At 69.7% G+C, this 18,748-nt stretch carries 17 protein-coding genes; 7 read left to right on the top strand and 10 right to left on the bottom strand.

What is annotated here, in order from left to right; genetic code table 11:
• Nucleotides 1–65: 65 nt before the first annotated feature.
• A complete protein-coding gene (locus tag ABD708_RS00990) occupies nucleotides 66–1,919 on the bottom strand; it encodes a gamma-glutamyltransferase family protein (RefSeq protein WP_344751411.1) in 1,854 nt (617 codons plus the stop codon).
• A gap of 23 nt (nucleotides 1,920–1,942) precedes the next feature.
• Between ABD708_RS00990 and ABD708_RS00985 the strand changes: the two genes are divergently transcribed.
• Nucleotides 1,943–3,844, top strand: coding sequence for a metallophosphoesterase (locus ABD708_RS00985; RefSeq protein ID WP_344751410.1), 1,902 nt, complete (start codon nucleotides 1,943–1,945; stop codon nucleotides 3,842–3,844).
• Nucleotides 3,845–3,996: 152 nt separating this feature from the next.
• Nucleotides 3,997–5,340, top strand: a complete 1,344-nt coding sequence (locus ABD708_RS00980; protein ID WP_344751409.1) for an HNH endonuclease signature motif containing protein — start codon at nucleotides 3,997–3,999, stop codon at nucleotides 5,338–5,340.
• A 32-nt stretch (nucleotides 5,341–5,372) separates the two neighbouring features.
• On the opposite strand, the gene ABD708_RS00975 is transcribed toward ABD708_RS00980, so the two are convergent.
• On the bottom strand, nucleotides 5,373–6,242 hold the full coding sequence (locus tag ABD708_RS00975) for a helix-turn-helix domain-containing protein (RefSeq protein ID WP_344751408.1): 870 nt from the start codon (nucleotides 6,240–6,242) through the stop codon (nucleotides 5,373–5,375).
• A gap of 101 nt (nucleotides 6,243–6,343) precedes the next feature.
• Here ABD708_RS00975 and ABD708_RS00970 point away from each other — a divergent pair, with 101 nt between their 5' ends.
• Nucleotides 6,344–7,033, top strand: a complete 690-nt coding sequence (locus ABD708_RS00970) for an SDR family NAD(P)-dependent oxidoreductase (protein WP_344751407.1) — start codon at nucleotides 6,344–6,346, stop codon at nucleotides 7,031–7,033.
• A gap of 23 nt (nucleotides 7,034–7,056) precedes the next feature.
• Nucleotides 7,057–8,106, top strand: coding sequence for a zinc-dependent alcohol dehydrogenase family protein (locus tag ABD708_RS00965; RefSeq protein WP_344751406.1), 1,050 nt, complete (start codon nucleotides 7,057–7,059; stop codon nucleotides 8,104–8,106).
• On the opposite strand, the gene ABD708_RS00960 is transcribed toward ABD708_RS00965, so the two are convergent.
• From ABD708_RS00960 to ABD708_RS00940, 5 genes are all read right to left on the bottom strand, one after another.
• Nucleotides 8,084–8,713 (bottom strand): signal peptidase I, encoded by a 630-nt coding sequence (locus ABD708_RS00960; RefSeq protein ID WP_344751405.1) that lies wholly within the window; start codon nucleotides 8,711–8,713, stop codon nucleotides 8,084–8,086. The genes ABD708_RS00965 and ABD708_RS00960 overlap by 23 nt on opposite strands.
• Complete coding sequence (locus ABD708_RS00955) at nucleotides 8,713–8,988, bottom strand: hypothetical protein (RefSeq protein WP_344751404.1); 276 nt, start codon at nucleotides 8,986–8,988, stop codon at nucleotides 8,713–8,715. The genes ABD708_RS00960 and ABD708_RS00955 overlap by 1 nt, the downstream gene beginning before the upstream one ends.
• Nucleotides 8,964–10,226, bottom strand: coding sequence for a hypothetical protein (locus tag ABD708_RS00950; RefSeq protein ID WP_344751403.1), 1,263 nt, complete (start codon nucleotides 10,224–10,226; stop codon nucleotides 8,964–8,966). Before ABD708_RS00950 ends, ABD708_RS00955 begins: the two co-directional genes overlap by 25 nt.
• A 105-nt stretch (nucleotides 10,227–10,331) precedes the next feature.
• Nucleotides 10,332–11,042 carry an alternate-type signal peptide domain-containing protein gene (locus ABD708_RS00945; protein ID WP_344751402.1) on the bottom strand — a complete coding sequence of 237 codons (711 nt, stop codon included), beginning with the start codon at nucleotides 11,040–11,042 and terminating at the stop codon, nucleotides 10,332–10,334.
• 216 nt (nucleotides 11,043–11,258) lie between these two features.
• Nucleotides 11,259–12,725 carry a DHA2 family efflux MFS transporter permease subunit gene (locus ABD708_RS00940; protein ID WP_344751401.1) on the bottom strand — a complete coding sequence of 489 codons (1,467 nt, stop codon included), beginning with the start codon at nucleotides 12,723–12,725 and terminating at the stop codon, nucleotides 11,259–11,261.
• 140 nt (nucleotides 12,726–12,865) lie between these two features.
• On the opposite strand from ABD708_RS00940, the gene ABD708_RS00935 reads away from it, so the two are divergent.
• A complete protein-coding gene (locus ABD708_RS00935; RefSeq protein ID WP_344751400.1) occupies nucleotides 12,866–13,441 on the top strand; it encodes a TetR/AcrR family transcriptional regulator in 576 nt (191 codons plus the stop codon).
• A 113-nt stretch (nucleotides 13,442–13,554) separates the two neighbouring features.
• Here ABD708_RS00935 and ABD708_RS00930 read toward each other — a convergent pair whose 3' ends face one another.
• The 3 genes from ABD708_RS00930 to ABD708_RS00920 all read right to left on the bottom strand — a co-directional run bounded on the left by ABD708_RS00930 (nucleotide 13,555) and on the right by ABD708_RS00920 (nucleotide 16,803).
• Nucleotides 13,555–14,142 (bottom strand): nitroreductase family protein, encoded by a 588-nt coding sequence (locus tag ABD708_RS00930; RefSeq protein ID WP_344751399.1) that lies wholly within the window; start codon nucleotides 14,140–14,142, stop codon nucleotides 13,555–13,557.
• Between the two features lie 321 nt (nucleotides 14,143–14,463).
• Complete coding sequence (locus ABD708_RS00925) at nucleotides 14,464–15,555, bottom strand: threonine aldolase family protein (RefSeq protein WP_344751398.1); 1,092 nt, start codon at nucleotides 15,553–15,555, stop codon at nucleotides 14,464–14,466.
• A 147-nt stretch (nucleotides 15,556–15,702) separates the two neighbouring features.
• Nucleotides 15,703–16,803 (bottom strand): epoxide hydrolase family protein, encoded by a 1,101-nt coding sequence (locus ABD708_RS00920; RefSeq protein ID WP_344751397.1) that lies wholly within the window; start codon nucleotides 16,801–16,803, stop codon nucleotides 15,703–15,705.
• 240 nt (nucleotides 16,804–17,043) lie between these two features.
• On the opposite strand from ABD708_RS00920, the gene ABD708_RS00915 reads away from it, so the two are divergent.
• Together ABD708_RS00915 and ABD708_RS00910 are read left to right on the top strand one after the other, a co-directional pair.
• Nucleotides 17,044–17,964, top strand: coding sequence for an AEC family transporter (locus ABD708_RS00915; RefSeq protein ID WP_344751396.1), 921 nt, complete (start codon nucleotides 17,044–17,046; stop codon nucleotides 17,962–17,964).
• A 132-nt stretch (nucleotides 17,965–18,096) separates the two neighbouring features.
• On the top strand, nucleotides 18,097–18,627 hold the full coding sequence (locus tag ABD708_RS00910; protein ID WP_344751395.1) for a GNAT family N-acetyltransferase: 531 nt from the start codon (nucleotides 18,097–18,099) through the stop codon (nucleotides 18,625–18,627).
• Nucleotides 18,628–18,748 lie beyond the last annotated feature (121 nt).

Here is an 18,748-nt window from a genome sequence, read left to right as displayed (position 1 = left end):
CCGCTTTCGGGCCCAAAACTCGGTTCTTGGGCCCGAAAGCGGCGACGCGACGTGTGGTGGCGCGCCTACCGGCCCGCCGCGTAGCCCTGCACGCCGCGCGGGTTCGCAGCCGCCCACAGAGTGCCGGTGGCGGGCTCGCGACCGACCGCCGAGAGGCGGCCGAGCGACCAGTCGCCGGGCACGGTGATGCGGTGCCCCCGCTCGCGCAGTTCGGCGAGGACGGATTCCCCGACACGGCCCTCGATGATGAGCCCCGCCGGCTCCCACACGCGTGGCCAGAAGCTCGACAGGTGGCTCGTCGTGTGGAACGCGGGGGCGTCGATCGCGGCCTGCGGGTCCCACCTGCCGACCAGGATCCGCAGCAGAGCGGGCAGCTGCCACTGGTCCTGCTGGTCGCCGCCCGGCGTGCCGAGCGTGAGCAGCGGGGCGCCCTCGGAGTCGGAGACGAACGTCGCCGACAGGGTCGTGCGCGGGCGCGCGCCCGGGCGCAGAGCGCTCTGCGAGGACTCGTCGAGCCACGACATCTGCAAGCGCGTGCCGAGGCAGAAGCCCAGCTCGGGGATCGTCGGCGACGACTGCAGCCAGCCGCCCGAGGGTGTCACGGTGACGACGTTCCCCCAGGCGTCGATGACGTCGAGGTGGCAGGTGTCGCCGCGGGTCTGGCCGGTGCTGTCCGTGGGGAGCTCGAGCCCGGCATCCGTCTCCTCCGGCTCCTCGTCGATGTCGTCGACGAGCCCCGTCTTGCCTGCCCCGATCTCGCCCTTCAACTCGACCGGGGGCCGTCCGTCGGGTGAGCCGGGCCGCAGCTCGGCACTGGCCCGCTCGCCGATCAGCGCAGCGCGCGCCTCGGCGTAATCCGCGGACAGCAGCGTCGCGAGCGGCACGTCGACGAACGCGGGGTCGCCGTACCAGGCATCCCTATCGGCGAGCGCCAGCTTCTCGGCCTCGACGATGACGTGGATCCCGAACGCCGTCGACGGGTCGAGGTGCTCGTCGGCGAGCCCGTGCAGCCTCCCGTACGCCTCGAGGATCGCGAGCATCTGCAGCAGCACCGGCCCTTGCCCCCACGGGCCCGTCTTCGCGACCGTGTACCCCCGGAAATCAAAGGTGACCGGGTCTTCGTCACCCGGCTGGAAGTCTGCGAGATCGGATGCCGCGAGCACACCTGCGTGATCGCGGCCGTCGCTGTGACGGTGCGGGGTGGCGGCGAAGGCCTCCATCGCCTGGGCGACGAACCCGGTCTTCCAGGCGGCCCGAGCCGCCTCGATGCGGGCGACCCGCGTGCCGCTGTCGGGACCGGCGGCGAGCAGTCGCAGCAGCACCTGCGCGTAGGCGGGGTTCGTGATGATCTGCCCGGGGCGCGGGGCGTTGCCCTCCGCGTCGAGCCAGAGTGCGGCGGACGACGTCCAGTGCGAGCGGAACAGCGGCGCGATGCGCTCGATCGTCGTGACGACGGCGGGGGCGACTGGGTGGCCGTCGGTCGCGTAGCGAATCGCGTAGGCGAGCACCTCGTCGAGCTCCCAGGTGCCGTGCTCGGCGAGCAGCCAGAGCCAGGCATCCACCGCCCCCGGAACGGCGGCGGCCAGCGCACCGGCGCCGGGCACATCGCTGAGTCCCTCGACGTCGCGGTAGTGCTCGATGGTCGCGCGCGCGGGCGCGGCGCCCTGGCCCATGAAGACACGGACTCCTGTGGCATCCGTCGCGTACAGGCCCGTCAGGTCGCCGCCCGGACCGTTCAGGTGCGGCTCGACGACGTGCAGCACGAAGCCGGCCGCGACGGCCGCGTCGATCGCGTTGCCGCCGCGCTCGAGCACCGACTGCGCGGTCGCCGTGGCGAGCCAGTGCGTCGAGGCGGCCATGCCGAAGCTGCCGCGCAGGGTGGGCCGGGTCGTGAAGGCGTCGGGCGTGGTGAAGGCCATGCCCCTCACGGTACCGTCAGCGCATGGCCCGTCGCGCCGCCCTGACCCAGAAGCAGCTCGCGCTCCACGCCGACGAGCTCGGTTTCGAACCGCGCCGTGCCGTGCGCTGGCTCTCGCCGTCGCAGTTGATCAACTCGGGCGTGCAGGTCGCGATCGCGCAGCAGTTCGCCGACTTCGCCGACCGCCGCGATGTGCAGGCCGCCTACCCGCAGGGGGTCATCGCGATTGACGGCAGCGAGTCCGACGACGAGCTCTGGTTCGACTTCGTCGCCGACCTCGGCGACGGCTTCGACGCCACCTATACGATCGCCCACCTGCTCGCCGAGCCGCAGCTCACGGTTCGCGAGGCGGCGGACGAGGACGGCGAGCGGATGCTTCCGCGCGGATCCCTGCTCGTGATGGGCGGCGACGAGGTGTATCCGACCGCCTCCGATCGGGCGTACGCCGACCGCACGCTGGGGCCGTACCGTGCGGCGTCCGCCGATCTGCCGCGCCGCTCGGGCACCCTGCTCGCGCTGCCCGGCAATCACGACTGGTACGACGGGCTCGCCGCCTTCCTGCGCCTGTTCGCGCGCGGCCTCGACTTCGGCGCGTGGCGCACGGTGCAGCGGCGCAGCTATTTCGCGGTGAAGCTGCGGCCGAAGTGGTGGCTCGTCGCGGTCGACGCGCAGCTCGGCACGACCCTCGACGCCCCGCAGCTCGACTACTTCCGCAGCACGCTCTGGCCGGAGCTCGCCGAGGGCGACGCGATCATCCTGTGCACGGCCTCGCCCTACTGGGAGACGACGCCCTACGACGCCGACGCGTTCGACACGACGGGGTGGTTCGAGAAGAACATCCTGCGCAACAGGCTGAGCGACCCGGGCGACCCGAACAGCCCGCTCGTGCCGACGGGCGCGAAGGTGCGGCTGTGGCTGTCGGGCGATCACCACCACTACTCGCGGTATGAGCAAACGGATGCCTCGACCGGCGACGCCGCAGCACCCGACCCCCGCCGCACTCAGCTCATCACGAACGGTCTCGGCGGCGCCTACACGATGGGCATCGACCGCCTCGCGCCGAGCCTGCAGCTGCCCGACCCGCAGTCTCGCCCGGCGCCCGAGCCCGATGAGGTCGTCGACTTCCAGGCAGGACGGGTGCGCTTCCCCGGCCCGAAGCTCGCCCGCCGCATGAACGGCCTGCTCGCGTCGCCGCTCACGCGGTACTGGCTGCCGCGCCGGAATCCGCTCTTCGCGACCTCGATGGGCATCGGCATGCTGCTGCTCGTCGGGGTGCTCTGGCTCGGGGATCTCGCCGTGCGCGCCTTCCACGTGCACTGGGCGGATTCCACGCGCGCGGCCTGGGGCGACGCGCTGATCGCGATCGCCGTGGTGTTCGTCGTGCTGCCGCTGGCGGCCGTGCTCGCGTCGGGGTACACGAGCTGGCGCCGCGGGCGCGCCCGGCGCCGCCGCGGTGCGCGGGTGCAGCGCGAGCAGGGCTTCGGAGTGCTCAGCTTCGTCGTCGCGTACCTCTCGGCGCTGGTCATCGTCGGCGGACTGTTCCTGCTCTCGGCCGTCGATCTCTGGGACCTGTGGGGCGTCGCGTGGATCGCGATCATCGCCGTCGTCGGCGGCCTGCTCGGCAGCCAGGCCTTCGCGCTCGTGGTGCTGTTCTCTCCACCGAGCGCGATCGGCGACTTCAAGGCGACGGGTCTCGCCTACGAGGACGGCAAGGGATTCCTGCGGGTCCACCTCGACCCGGCATCCGATTCGCTCACCGTCTACCCGATCGTGATCGACCGCACCGTGCACTCCTGGTCGCTCGACCCGCTGCCGGGCAGCGCGGCATCGCCGGTGCCGGCGTCGGGCGAGTGGCCGGTGCCGCGCCTCATCGAGGATCCGATCATGGTCGCGCGCGAAGGCTTCGGCGGCTCGGCGCTCGCGTGATCGTGATGTGTTTAGATCATTTGTTCGATAAATATTGGGGAATTTCTTCCATTACTATCGAATCTATGATAGCCTGACTTTGTTGGTTCAAGCAGGCGCGGGGGTGCATGATGGGGGCGTTCGGGCAGAGCATCGCGGAAGCCTCCGCATGCGTGGGCTCAGTCTCCCCGACGGCACTGACACTGCTGAGCGATGACCAGCTGGTCGGTGCCGCCCAGGTGGTGGAGGCTCTCGCGCGTCAGGTCGAGGCGCTGCAACTCGGCGTCGCCCGCGAAGTGGACAACCGCACCGACGAGACCCTCGGCGAGGACTCTCTGGCGCGCAAGCTCGGGGCGAAGAAGCCCTGGGGTGCTTTGGAGACCGTGACCCGCACCTCTGCGAAAGACGCGCACGCCCGGGTGTTGGAGGCGCGCAGGCTGGCGAAGCTGCCCGTCATCGAGGCCGCCGTCGAGCGGGGTGTGCTGGGGCGGGCGCAGGCGGCGGCGATCATCGAGCCGCTCACCGAGTCCGTCGACCGCGCCGAGACCGCCCTGGTGGCCGCCGCGTGCGAGAACCTGATCGAGCTGTCCCGGGTGCTGCCGGCCACGGCGGTCGTCGAGGCCGCCGAGGCGTGGAAGCTCATCCTGGATCCCGACGGGGTGGAGCCGGTCGAGAAGGCCGCCGTCGAGAAGCGCTTCTTCCGCCTCGGCCGCGCCAAAGACGGTCTCGTGAAGGTCTCGGGGCTTCTCCCGGTCGAGCAGGCCGCCGCCCTCCGCGCGGTGCTGGATGCGTACGTGAACCCCCGCGCCGGGGCATCCGTCGCGTTCACCCCGAACACGGACGAAGCAGACGAGCCCGACGAGCCCGACGAGGCCGCCGGGGCGACCAAGCCGCTGCTGGTCGTCACCGAGACTCAGCCGCCTGCCGACACCCGCTCACCCGATCAGAAGCGCGCCGATGTGCTGCACGCCGTGTTCGCCGCAGCCGCCCGCGCCCCCGAGACGCCAACCATGGGCGGGGCGCACCCGACGATCCTCGTCGTGGTGCCGCAGGAGGACTTCGAGGCCGGTCGCGGCGCAGCCCGCATCGATGGCGAAGATCAGCCGATCTCGGCGGAGTCCGCGCGGCGCATCGCCGAGTCCGGCGGCTACCAGGAAGTGATCGTCGGGCCGACGGGCAAGATCCTCAACCTTGGCGACACCCAAAGATGCGCCTCGCCCCAGCAGCGCCGCGCACTCGCCGTCAGAGACAAAGGCTGCGTCATCCCAGGGTGCACCATGCCCGCCCGGTGGTGCGAAGTGCACCACATCGTGCCCGACCGGGACGGCGGCCCCACCGACATCGGGAATCTCACCCTGCTTTGCTGGTTCCACCACTTCACCATCGACACCGGGCCGTACCGGATCCGCATGGGCGACGACGGCACCCCCGAGATCAGATGGGTCTTCGGCTCACACGCCACCGAATGGGTCAAGGCCGTCCACACCGCCAAGCGCGATCTCACGCCTGCCGCCTGAACCGCGGGGCACAACTCTGCCCCAACCGGCATTCAGGTAGTGGCGGCGAGACGCCGCCCGCCCGTGGTGGCGCGGGCCCGCAGCTCGTCGAGCAATTCGGCATCCCGAGTGCCCGGCTCGGCCGAGTAGAGCACAATGCGCAGATCGCTGCCGTCGATGGTGAGCACGTCGCAGTCGAGCGTGATCGGGCCGAGCTCCGGGTGCACGACCGTCTTGCGCGAGGGGCTGTTCGGCGCGGCCTCGTAGCGGCTCCAGAGCTCGGCGAACCGCGGATTCACCTCGCGCAGCGCTGCCGCGAGCTCGGCGACGGCGCGGTCGTCGGGGTAGCGGTCGGCGGCGCGGCGCAGATCGGCCACCATCTCGCGCTCGAAGGCATCCGCTTGCGCGGCATCGCGCTCCACGCGCGAGCCGCTCACCTGCTCCGTGGCGAAGTAGCGCCAGATCAGGTTCCGGGCTCGAGCGTCGAGGGCCGCGGGGTCGCCGAGCAGCTCGGCCCACAGCGGGTTCCACTGCACGGTGTCCCACGCGGCGGTGAACACGGTGAGCGGGGTGTCCGACATTCGGTCGATCATGAGCTGCACGCCGCGCGGCACGCCCCGCGGCACCGAGCCGGAAGGCGGCGGCACCGCGCCGGCCAGCCGGTAGAGCAGCTCGCGTTCGCCCGACCCGAGCCGCAGCGCCCGTGCGAGCGCCCCGAGCACCTGGGGCGACGGATTCGTGGCGCGACCCTGCTCGAGCCTGATCAGGTAGTCGACCGAGATGCCGACCAGCAGCGCGAGCTCCTCACGGCGCAAGCCGGGCACGCGGCGATCGCCGCCGGACGGCAGGCCGGCCTCGACCGGCGTGACGCGCTCGCGCCACGCGCGCAGAGCAGCGCCGAGTTCAATGCCGGGTGATGCCACGCCTCCAGTTTGCGCCGCGCTGCTCAAGCCCGGCTGGTACTGCGAGTCCTACGGCGCACGGGAGCCTGGGGCATCCATGCCCGCGCAGCGAAGCTCGACGCATGACAACAACTCTGATCACCGGGGCCAACAAGGGCCTCGGCTATGAAACTGCCCGCCGTCTGATCGCCGCCGGGCACGACGTGTGGATCGGCGCGAGGGATGCCGAGCGCGGGCGGGCCGCCGCGGAGGAGCTCGGTGCCCACTTCGTCCAGCTCGACGTCACCGACGACGCCTCGGTCGACGCCGCCGCCGAGACGCTGCGCACCGAGGTCGGCCGGGTCGACGTCCTGATCAACAATGCCGGCATCAGCGGTGGCCGTGTGCCGGCCGCCGAGGTCACCGCCAACCACGTGCGCATGGTCTACGAGACCAACGTGTTCGGAATCGTGCGCGTCACCCACGCCTTCCTGCCGCTGCTCGAGGCGGCCGAAGCACCGTCGGTCATCAATGTGACCAGCGGGCTCGGCTCATTCCACCAGATCACCGAGACCGAGTGGGGCCGCTACGGCTCCGTCACCTACAGCTCGTCGAAGTCGGCGGTGACGATGCTCTCCGTGCAGTACGCGCGGGCCCTGCCCGGCATCCGTTTCAACGCCGTCGATCCCGGCTACACCGCGACCGACTTCAACCGGCGCCAGGGCACCCAGACCATCGAGGAAGGGACGGATGCCGTCGTGCGCCTCGCGACCCTCGGCGGCGCCGCGCCGACCGGCACCCTCACCGACCGCAACGGGACCGTGCCCTGGTAGGCCCCAGCCCTAGGCTGGAAGCCATGCACGCGACGACGATCTACGGCAAGAACGACGTTCGATACGAAGAGGTCCCGAAGCCCGAGTTGGTGAGGGGCACGGATGCCGTGGTGAAGGTCGTCGCGGCGTGCGTGTGCGGCTCAGACCTGTGGCGCTACCGCGGCATCGCGCCGGTGCCGCGCCCGGCGCGCATCGGTCACGAGTTCGTCGGCATCGTGGAATCCGTCGGCTCCGACGTGTCCAAGATCAAGGTCGGCGATTTCGTCATCGCGCCGTTCTACGACTGCGACATGACGTGCGTGAACTGCAGGAACGGCTTCACCACCTCGTGCCTCGAGATCGGCTGGTGGGGCGGCAAGGACCACTGGGGCAACGACCTGCCGGGCGCGCAGGGCGAATACGTGCGCGTGCCGCACGCCGACGGCTCGCTCGTCGCGACGCCGACGCTGCCGACCGACGAGCTGATCCCGCACCTGCTCACCCTCGCCGACGTGTTCGGCACCGGCCACCACGCCGCGGTCTCGGCCGGAGTGAAGCAGGGCTCGACCGTCGCTGTCGTCGGCGACGGCGCCGTCGGACTGCTCGGCGTGCTCGCCGCCCGCCGACTCGGCGCAGCCCGCATCGTGCTGATGTCGCGCCACGAGGACAGGCAGAACCTCGGCCTCGACTTCGGCGCGACCGACATCGTCGCGACTCGCGGCGACGAGGGCATTCAGGCCGTCAAGGACCTGTTCGGCGGGATCGGGGCGGATGCCGTGCTCGAGTGCGTCGGAACGAAGGACTCGATGGACCAGGCGCTGCGCACCGCCCGCCCCGGCGGCCAGGTCGGCTTCGTCGGCGTGCCGAGCGGCGGCCCCGAGCTGCCCGTGCGCCAGCTGTTCAACTCGAACGTGGGGGTGCGCGGCGGCATGGCGCCGGTGCGCAACTACATCGACGAGCTGCTGCCCGAAGTGTGGAACGGCTCACTCAAGCCGGGTCGCGTCTTCGACCTCGAGCTGCCGCTCTCCGAGGTGGCCGAGGCCTACGCCGCGATGGACGAGCGCCGCGCGATCAAGGTTCTGCTGAAGCCTTAGCGGCGCGCTTCTCTTTGGCGCGGTCCACCGCCGAGTAGACGACCGTGTATCCGGCGTAGGTGAAGAGCAGTCCCGCAGCTGTCGGGATGATCCACGCCCGGTTGCCCTGCGTGTTGACGAGGTCGTTCACCCAGCCGAGGCCCGGGATCGAGTACCAGAGCTTCGCGCGCACCTGCTTGCCGAGCACCGGTGCATCGGCGGCAGAGTTCGCATCGCCCTGCGTCTCGAAGATGAGATTGCCGCTGCTCAGGTGCGTGATGCCGATCACCCGGTGCGTGACGAGGGTCGGGTCATTGGGGTACGGCTGGAACGAGATGATGTCGCCGATGTGGATTTCGCCCAGCTGCTGCGGCGCGAGAGGCCGCACGACGGCCATCGTGCCGGGCGGCAGGGCAGGCTCCATCGACGAGCTGAGCACCGTGAGCGGCACCGACCCGGTGAGCTTCGGAAGAGCGACGGCGACGACCCCAATGCCCAGGATGATCGCGAGCAACCCGGCGGTCAGCCCGTAGAAGAGCCAGTACCAGGCACCGTGCTCCTTTCGTGGCTTCTCGGCGGGAGGAGCATCCGCGGCCATCGCCGGCGTGCGCGGCTCTGTCATCGTCATCAGATACTCCCTTCTTCACTGGGTAGTTCTTCGGGGTTGACGATCTCATAGCTGAGCTCGCCCTCCTCGTCCTTCGTTAGCCGGATCGTGAGGGTGAAGGGCGCGCCGTGCTCATCCGCGCCGGTGAGGACGATCTCGTGCGGGCCGGCCCAGAACCGCTCGGGGATGCTGAGCTGCCACACCCCGTCGACGAGTCCGACCTCGAGCGGCTCGTCGTTGACGGTCGCGCTCTGGATGATCGCGTCGGGGCTCACCTCATCGAGCGCGACGGCCATAGCCGCTTCGTCGGCCGGCGCTTCGACAGTGAGCTCGGGTTCCGGTGCGGCGACCTCGGGTTCGGACGTGGGTTCCGGGGCCGTTCTCTCCGGCTCGGGTGCGAGTTCCGGCTGGGGGGCTGGCATCTCCGCGGGCTCGTGCTTCTGCTCCGGGACGGATGTGACGAGCGCGGGCTGCGCTGGTGCCTCCGGCGGCGTCGGAGCGGAGAATGCGATTGCGCTGAGAGGCTGCGTCGGATTGACGTCTCCCCACACTGCGATCGTGCTGCCCGTGCGAACGACCCACAGGGGGCACGAGCGATCACAGCCCCGTTCGCCCTGGCCTCGATCCAGATCACTTGCGGTCCTGGGTTGGGTACCACGGACAGCAGATCGCCGCCGGCAATGTGGAAGTAGGGGTGGTACGCGAACGACTGCCACCCACCAAGGAGCTTTTCGCTGGGGTTGTTCACGGCGTAGATCTCGACGAGAGAACCCATGTTGAAGGACGTGGGGAATGCGGTGACAACGAAGTGCAGCGTGTGGTACGGCGCCCCCTCATTCGCATCGCCCAAGAACCAGCCGGCGTTCGCCGGAAGTTCGACCTGGGGCGGTGGGTGTCCAGTGCTTTGGCTGAAGCCGATGCCCGTCGTGATCGACCAGTTCGTAGCGGTGTGGGCTCCGTAGTTCGCCGCGCGCGCACCGACGTAGAGCGTGGTCACCGCATTTGAGTTGGGGAACCTGTTGAGAGATGAGACGTCGCGCAGGGCGGTCGTCACGGTGTATTCGGCGACTTCGCCCGGCTGAAGAGTCAGACCTGCCAACTCACTCAGCCAGCCGCTCCAATCGGTCGGCGGCGTCGCTCCGCCGTTGCGAGTGAACGTCCATTCAAAATACGTCTCGGAGTGCAGAGGAAGAGTGCTGTCGCCGCTCAGCTCGCGCGTTGCATCGAATCGGGTCAGCGCGACGTTGCCGACGTTCTCCAGCCGTACGTGGTCGGCGGTCTTCGTCAGCGCGTCGCTCGTGTATTGATGCTCGAGTCCTTCTTCTGCCCCTTCGAGTCCGGCGATGTTCAGAATCGGCTGGCCCGCACCGATGGACGCGTCTTCACGCAGGGGTGCGAAGTCCGACCAGGCGGCCGTCGTTCCCAGGGGGCTGAGCGTCGACATGACGAGCACTGCGAGCCCGGCCGCCACCGTGGACAGCAGCCAGTTGTGCGTGTGCCGCGCCGTGCTCGCGCGGTGCCGCGGCCGCGTCATGTGAGTCACCTTCCTTCAGCGTGAGTCCGCGAACGGGGAGCTAGGGATGCCGCGGCTGCGGCATCCCTTCACATGTGCTCCCGTCGATCAGGCGCGCGGTTACGGCTAGTCGTGATTCGGCAACTGACCGTCTTGCTCGACTGTGTGCAGGTCGTGAGGAACCTGCTTGATCGACAGCCCGAGGCCCGTGAGCGGGATCTGGGCACCGTAGGCGGTCGGGTTCTCCGCGTCCGGGTCGAAGACCACCGTGGCCCGCACCTGGAAGGTGTTCGTGCCGCGTTCGAGCTCGAACTCGTCGGTGCTCGCGTGCCAGTCCGGGTTGGGGTCATAGGCGGGGTCTTCTTCGTCCAGGATGAGTTGGCGGATCTCGACCGAGTGCTCGAGTCCTTCGAAGAAGGCGATCGCCGCGGCCTTGGCATCTGGGTCCTCGATCTCATTGAGCTTGAGGCCGTCCAGGCTGACGCCGAACTCTGCGACGAGATAGTCGCCGTCGACGATCACCGGAACGTCTTCCCACGTCATGGTCACGACATCGCCAGGCACGAAACGGACGTTCGCGACGGCGCTTTCGGCGATGGGCTGCTCGTTGATGGTCCAGACGGCTTGCGGCATCGTTTCCCAGCCGAATTCCAATCGACCGGCCTCGATGATCGCATCGCCTCTGAGCCCGGCCGTGTCCTGCCACAGGGCGAAGGTTCCAGCTCCACCCAGCAGGAGGGCGACACCGGCGGCGCTAGCGATTGCGCCCTTGAACAATCTGTTCATCAGGTGTTCCTGCTTTCTCTGCGTCAGCCGGATCACCTGCGTTTTAGGCACCCCGGCCTGTTCGCCCCCTGCACCTCCAGGCTACGCTTGTATCCAAGCTTGCACACGAGCTTGGCCCTCTTTGGGGGGACATTCCCAGTCCCATTGACATCTGTCAGACATTTGCTCTCATCAGGGAAAAAAGCGTTGCCTCACACACCAGGAAGCCGGCCCTAGCGAAGGCTGGAGCCGGCTTCCTGCTGAGGTGCCGGGAGGGGACGAAAGGCCCTAGTGGGTCACCACCGGTGCGGCATCCGTAGCCCCTTCAACGGGCGCTGGGGCGTTCGAACCCCACACCGCGAAGAGCACGAACGCGATGCCGACGAAGACCACGCCGCCGACGATCGCCGTCGTGAGGCCGCCCGCGATGCCCGCTGTCGCAGCCGCCGAGACGAACACGGTCGATAGCACCGCGACGCCGATCGATCCGCCGAGCTGCTGCATGGTCTGCAGCACTGACGAGGTCGCGCCGACGTGGCCCTCCGGCGCGTGCGCCATGATCAGGCCGGTGACGGGTGCGAAGGTGAGCCCGGCTCCGACGCCCATCACGACGATGGGGCCGAGGATGCCGGCCGCGTAGCTCTCGTCGGCCGAGAGCTGCGACAGCCAGCCGAGCCCGACGACGAGCGCCGCGAGTCCGACGGCGCCGACGAGCCGCTCGCCGAACTGCGGCAGCAGCCGCGGTGCGAGCTGTGAGACGACGATCATGACGGTCACGAACGGCAGCAGCGCGAGGCCGGTGCTGAGGGCGCTGAAGTGGTAGACGTCCTGCGTGAACAGGGTGATCAGGTAGAAGAAGGCGAACATGCCGGCCGGCACGAGCAGCATCGCGACGAGCGGCACGGCCGAGCGCGAGCGGGTGAACAGCTGCAGCGGCACCACCGGCGAGTGGTGCCCGCGCTCGATCAGCACGAGGCCGACGAGCGCGGCGAGGGCGACCGCGAAGGAGGCGATCACGACGGGGCTCGCCCAGCCGGAGCTCGCGGCCTCGGTGAACCCGTAGACGAGCGCGATCATCGCGATGACGCTGGTCGCCGCGCCGCCGAAGTCGAGGCGCTCGCTCGTGCGCTCGGTCTCGCCGAGGAAGAACGCGGCGCCGACGGCGATCAGGATGCCGATCGGCACGTTGACGAACATGACCCACTCCCAGCCGAGGCCGGTGGTGAGCACGCCGCCGAGGATGAGCCCGATGGCGCCGCCCGAGCCCGCCGCGAGCACGAACAGGCTCATGGCGCGGTTGCGCTGCGCCCCCGGGGTGGTGTTCTCGATGAGCAGCACCAGCGTGCTGGGGGCCGCGATCGCCGCGCCGATGCCCTGCACGACGCGGGCGATGACGAGGGCGGCTGCCGTGGGCGCGAGCCCGCCCGCCGCGCTCGCCACGATGAAGACGAGGGTGCCGATGATGAGCGCCCGCTTCGCGCCGATCTTCGAGCCGAGCTTGCCGGTGAGCAGCATGAGCCCCGCGAACGCGAGGGCGTAGCCGGTGACGACCCAGCTGAGCCCGCTCGGCGTGAAGTGCAGCGCTTTCTGAATGTCGGGCAGCGCCACATTCACGATGCTCGCGTCGACCACGAGCATGAGCTGGGTGATGAAGACCGTGATGAGGCCGAGGATTCCGGTGCGGCGTGCGCGAGTCACGCGCCGCGGGGCATCCGTCGCCTGCGCTGTGAGATCGAGGGAAAGAGTGTCGGTCAAGAGACGTCCGATCACGAGAAGGTGTATGGTCGTTCCGAATCCGGAGGTTGTCTCCGCCTTTCGGAATCCTCAATATATGGAGATCGCCTCCGCTTTGTCAACAAGCGGAGGGTGAATCCGGTTCGCTGGGAGTGAACGAGATGAGTACGGATGCCGCGACGCTGAAGCGGCCGCTGCGCGCCGATGCGCAGCGCAACTACGACAAGATCGTGCAGGTCGCCGCAGAGGCCTTCGCCGAGAAGGGCACCGGCGCCTCACTCGACGACATCGCGTGCCGCGCGGGCGTCGGCCCCGGCACGCTGTACCGCCACTTCCCCACCCGCGACGCCCTGCTCGCGGCGGCCCTCGGCGATGCGCTCGCCGAGCTCAGCGCGACGGCGCGCCGGCTCGTGTCTGAGCCCGACGCGGGTGCCGCCCTCGACGAATGGATCGTCGAACTGGCCCGGCATCTGCGCACCTATGGCGGACTGCCCGACTCGATCGCGACGGCCATGCAGGACCCGAGCTCGCCGCTGTGCACGAGCTGTCAGCCGATGACCAAGGGCACCGTGAAGATCCTCGAGCGGGCGAAGGAGGCCGGCGCGGTGCGCGCCGATGTGCAGGCATCCGATCTCAACGCCCTGATCGGCTCGCTCGCCTGGGCTGCGGAGCAGCGCGGCGATTCGGATGCCGCGCTGCAGCGCCTCATCAGGCTCGTCACCGAGGGCCTGCGCTGACCGCTTGCCCGCTGGTCGAGTAGCGCGCAGCGCGCATCGAGACCCTTCCCGGCGAGAAGAGGGTCTCGATACGCCCGCGGAGCGGGCTACTCGACCGGCGGTGCGGGAAGTGGCTACTCGTTGACGAGGGCGATCTCCGACAGGGGCAGGCGCTCGCGGGGCGCGCGCTCGCGCTCGGCGAGGACCTCGTCGAGGTCGTCGGGCGAGCCGACGGTGCCGATCGCGGCGACGACGAAGGGCTGCGTGTCGGCGGGCAGCTCGAAGGCGGCCGCCAGCTCGTCCTTCACGAATCCGGTCATCTGGTGCACGTGCAGGCCGTCGTGGTGCGCCTGCACGGAGAGGTGCGCCATGGCCTGGCCGAGGTCGTAGACGCCGGTCGGCGAGACATTGCCCTCGCGGTCGCGGATCTCCTTGACGAGGCCGACCAGCAGCACCGACGCGGTCGGCGCCCAGGCCTGGTTGAAGCCCATCAGATGCGCGCTGATCTTCTCGAAGGCGACCGAGCCGCGGCGGGCGACGATGAAGCGCCACGGCTGCGAGTTGCCGGCGGAGGGGCTCCAGCGCGCGGCCTCGAGCGCCGAGGCGAGCTTGGCCTCGTCGATGAGCTCTGCCGTGTAGGAGCGGGGGCTCCAGCGCTCGGCGAGGATGTCCAGAATCGGGGCATCCGTCGTCGCGGTCTTGGACTCGTTGATCAGCGTCATGGCGCTGACTCCTCTCGATCTCAGGGGTGTCGGCGCCGGTGCCGATGTCTTCTACAACAGCATGCGAACACATGGGGGCGCGTGGGTATTCCGCGCACGAAGAACTCGACCGACGGGTTCAACAGGGGGTGGGGAGGCGAACCCGCCGGCCGAGACCGGTTGGTCGACATCGACCCTGCGGCGAGCCGGCCGCCTCGGCTGCTACGAGCTGCGACCGCTGCCTGATGAATCCAGTTTATCTTAGATGCAACAAGGATGCAAAATAGCGGATGCTGGTTTCGAGACGCCGCTGCGCGGCTCCTCAACCGCCGGGGCCGCCGGCTATGCGACCGCCTGCAGCCCCTCGACGACCGCGTCGGCGAAGGCCTCGACGGCCTCTTCCGTGGTATCCCACGCGGTCATCCAGCGCACTTCGGTGAAGCCGTCGGTGCGGGTGGAGTCCCAGTCGTAGAACGCGTAGCGGCTGCGCACGATGTCGGCGGCGACCTTCGGCAGGGCCGCGAACACGGCGTTCGACTGGGTGGGCTGCGTGAACGAGAGACCCGGTGCTGAGGCATCCGCCACCGCCTCTTCGAGCTGCTCGCGCAGCAGCGCCGCCATCTCGTTCGCGTGCTGGGCCGCGCGCAGCCACAGGCCGTCCTCGAGCAGCGCGACCAACTGAGCAGAGATGAAACGCTGCTTGCTCGGGACCTGCATGTCGGCCTTGCGCAGGTACTCGATGCCGAGCGTCGTCTCGGGGTCGACGATGACGACGACCTCGCCGAACGCGCCGCCGTTCTTGCTCGCGCCGAAGCTCACGATGTCGACGCCGACATCGGTGGTGAACTCGGCGAGCGGCAGCTCGAGGGCGGCCGCCGCGTTGGCGAGGCGGGCGCCGTCGAGGTGAACGGTCATGCCGCGGCTGTGGGCGTGATCGGTGATCGCGGCGATCTCGTCGGCCGTGTAGACCGTGCCGAGCTCGGTGGTCTGCGTGATGCTCACGACGCTCGGCTGCGCGCGGTGCTGGTCGCCCCAGCCCCAGGCCTGCTTGTCGATGAACTCGGGGGTGAGCTTGCCGTCGGGTGTCGGCACCGGCAGCAGTTTGAGACCGCCGACACGCTCGGGGGCGCCGTTCTCGTCGGTGTTGATGTGAGCGGATTCCGCGCAGATCACCCCGGACCAGCGCTCGGTGATGCTCTGCAGCGCGAGCACGTTGGCACCCGTGCCGTTGAGCGCCACGTGTGCCTCGGCGGATTCGCCGAACTGCTCTTTGATCAGGGCGTCGAGCCGCGCCGTGTAGGCGTCGCCGCCATAGCTCGGCTGGTGGCCGCCGTTCGCGACGGCCATCGCCTCGAGCACCTCGGGGATCACCCCCGCGTAGTTGTCGCTCGCGAAGCTCGTGACGGACGGGTCGTGCAGACGCTCGAAGGGCATGGGCTCATCATCTCCTGCCCGCGCCGCCCGCCGCGAGGGCGGCGGTCGCGGTTGCGCTGCTCGGATCCGCCGTGCGCGCCTCGGATCCGAGCAGCGCAGAGCGGATCGGAGCAGCGCGTGCGGCGCGCCGGGTCAGAGCGCGCGGGGTCAGAGGAACAGGCCGAAGAAGTCGCGCAGCTCCTGCGCGTAGAGCTCGGGCACCTCGTACGGGGCGAAGTGGCCGCCCTGCGCGGGTTCCGTGAACCGCGCCAGCTTCGTCACACGCTCGGCCCATGCGTACGGAACCTGTGAGATGTCGCCCGGGAACACGGAGAACCCGGTCGGTACCTCGACACGGCGGCCGAGGTCCTCGAGCGGAAGCTGCGCGTTCGCGCGGTACATGCGCATGGATGAGCCGATCGTTCCGGTGAACCAGTAGATCGAGAGGTTCGTGAGGACGTCGTCCAGCGAGTAGGAGGCGAGGCCGCCCTCGCTCCAGGTGCGGAGCTTCTCGACGATCCACGCGGCGAGCCCGGCTGGGGAATCCGTCAGCCCGATCGCTGCCGTGTTCGGCTTCGTGCGGTGCATCGCCGCGTAGGCGCCCTCGGTGCCGACCCAGGCCTGGCTCGTGCGCAGCCACTGCTGCTCCTCAGGGGTGAGCGTCGTGGCATCCGCCACCGGCGCGGGCAGTGTGCCCATCGTGTGCATCGCGATCACCCGCTCGGGCGCGTCGAGCGCGAGGTAGCGGGCGACATGCGAGCCGATGTCGCCGCCGGCCGCGAAGAAGCGCTCGTAGCCGAGCTTCGTCATCAGCTCGGCGTAGAGCGCCGCGACCTGCTGCGAGTTCAGCGGGCTTTCGGGGATATCGGAGTAGCTGAACCCCGGCATGTCGGGGATCACGACGTCGAAGTCGGGTGCGAGCAGCGGCAGCACTTTGAGGTAGCGCCAGAACGAGTCGGGCCAGCCGTGCAGGAGCAGCAGGGCGGGCGCCTGCCCCTCGCGGTCGGCGATGGAGTGGATGACGTGGATGCCTGTGCCGCCCACCTCGACGAAGGAGCGCGGCAGCCGGTTGAGCTCGGCCTCTCGCGCCTCCCAGTCGAAGCCGTCTGCCCAGTAGGCGGTGAGTTCGCGCAGATAGGCGGGGTCGGTTCCGAGGGACCAGTCGGGGTCCGGGTCGATGCCGGTGCCGGCCGGCGGCCAGCGCGTGGCCAGCAGGCGGGCGCGCAGCTCGGAGATGGCGGCGGGGCTCGTGTGCGGCGCGAAGTCCATGCGGGTCACGCTACGCGGCGCGCGCCATCGCGGCGAGGGCCCGGCCGCAGCTCAGCGCACCAGCTCGGCGCACCAGCTCGGCGCACCCGCGGCGAGAAGTGACGCGATGTCGTCTGGGTCGAAACGAGACGACATCGCGACACTTCTCGATGAAGCGCGGCCCGGCCCAGGCATCCGTTCGCCGCGCTCTGGTTGCCAGACCGGAGCAGCGCCTATTGGTATACCAATAGGCTGGATGCCGTGCTGGGCGTGCTGACGGGGTTCGGGATCATCGCATTCGTGATCGCCGTCGGCTACGTCGTGGGCCGCATCGGGGTGGGCGGTCCGCAGGCCGGCTACGTGCTCAACCGCATCGCGTTCTTCGTCACGAACCCGGCGCTGCTGTTCACGGTGCTGGCGAAAGAGGACATCCACACGGTGTTCGCCGGCTCCGGGCTCGCCGCGAACATCGCCGCGATCGTCGCGGGCCTCGTGTTCCTTGTGGCGAGCCGCCTGTTCTTCCGGCGCCCCGCCGCGCGCACCACCATCGGAGTGCTCGCCTCGAGCTACTCGAACTTCAACAACATCGGGATCCCGGTCGCGGTGTACGTGCTCGGCAGCCCCGGCTACATCGCGCCCGTGCTGCTGGTGCAGCTCATCGTCTTCGCGCCGATCGCGCTCACGGTGCTCGATGTCACGAGTCGCGGGCGGGTGAGCCTGCGCGACATCGTGCTGAACCCGGTGCGGAATCCGATGATCATCGCGTCCGTCGCGGGGGTCGTGGTCGCGGCGCTCGGCTGGACGCTGCCCGGACCCGTCGACAGCGCCTTCACCCTGCTCGGCGGCGCGGCGGTGCCGCTCGTGCTGATGGCGTTCGGCGTGTCGCTGCACGGCTCGGCGCCGCTGCGCGCTGCCGGCGTGCGCGCCGAGGTCATCACGGCGACGGCGCTCAAGGTGGTGCTGATGCCGGTGGTCGGCTGGGCGCTCGCCCGCTACGGATTCGGCATCACCGGCCACGCGCTCTTCGCCACCGTGGTGCTCTGCGCGCTGCCGGCCGCGCAGAACGTCTACAACTTCGCGGCGCGTTACGAACGCGGCGAGCTCGTCGCGCGTGACGCGGTGCTGCTCACGACGATCTTCTCGGTGCCGGTGATCTTCGTGATCGCGGTGCTGCTGACGTAGCGCGCGCTGCTGCGCTACAGCTACGGATCAGCGCGACGGCTGTGGCGGGCGCGCCGATCCGCAGGTGTGGCGCGGGTGTGGGTCTGGGGTGAACGGATGCCCGAACCGGGCGTGCGACGGCAGGATGGTCGCATGGGGTTCACGGTGCGGCGCTCGACGCGGGACGACTGGGAGCGGATGCGGAAGCTCCGCCTCGAGGCGCTCAAGGACACCCCGATGGCGTTCGGGCAGACCTACGAGAACGCGCTGCAGATGACCGAGGCCGAGTGGCGTGCCTACGCGGGCCGCGGTGAGGAGCGGCACCGCCTGTTCGTGGTCGCGGTCGACGACGGCCCTGCCGATGGAGGCTCGGCAGGCGGGGGCGACTTCCTCGGCATGATGGGCGGTGCGCTCGATCACGGCGGTGGCGCGCCGTTCCTCGTCGCGGTGTTCGTGTCGCCGCGTTCCCGCGGCGTGCACCGGGGAGTGAGCGACGCCCTGCTCGAGGCCATCGAGGACTGGGCCCGCGGCTTCGCCGACCGGCTGCAGCTCGACGTGCACGAGGACAACGCCCGGGCGCGGCGGTTCTATCAGTCGCGCGGTTTCGTCGAGACCGGGCACACGATGCCGTACCCGCTCGACACCTCGAGGCTCGAGCTCAACATGGTGAAGCGGCTCGCCTGACCTGACTTGACCTGCGTCGCTTCTGCACCACAGCGACGCAGCGGTCGCGTCCGGCGCGTCGCGTAGCGACTCGCGCTGCGCTTGCCATTAAACGCGACAGCCCAGTGGGCTGTCGCGTGGC

The sequence above is a fragment of the Gryllotalpicola koreensis genome (assembly GCF_039538185.1).
Taxonomy (GTDB): domain Bacteria; phylum Actinomycetota; class Actinomycetes; order Actinomycetales; family Microbacteriaceae; genus Gryllotalpicola; species Gryllotalpicola koreensis.
This window is presented reverse-complemented; position numbering and strand designations above follow the sequence as displayed.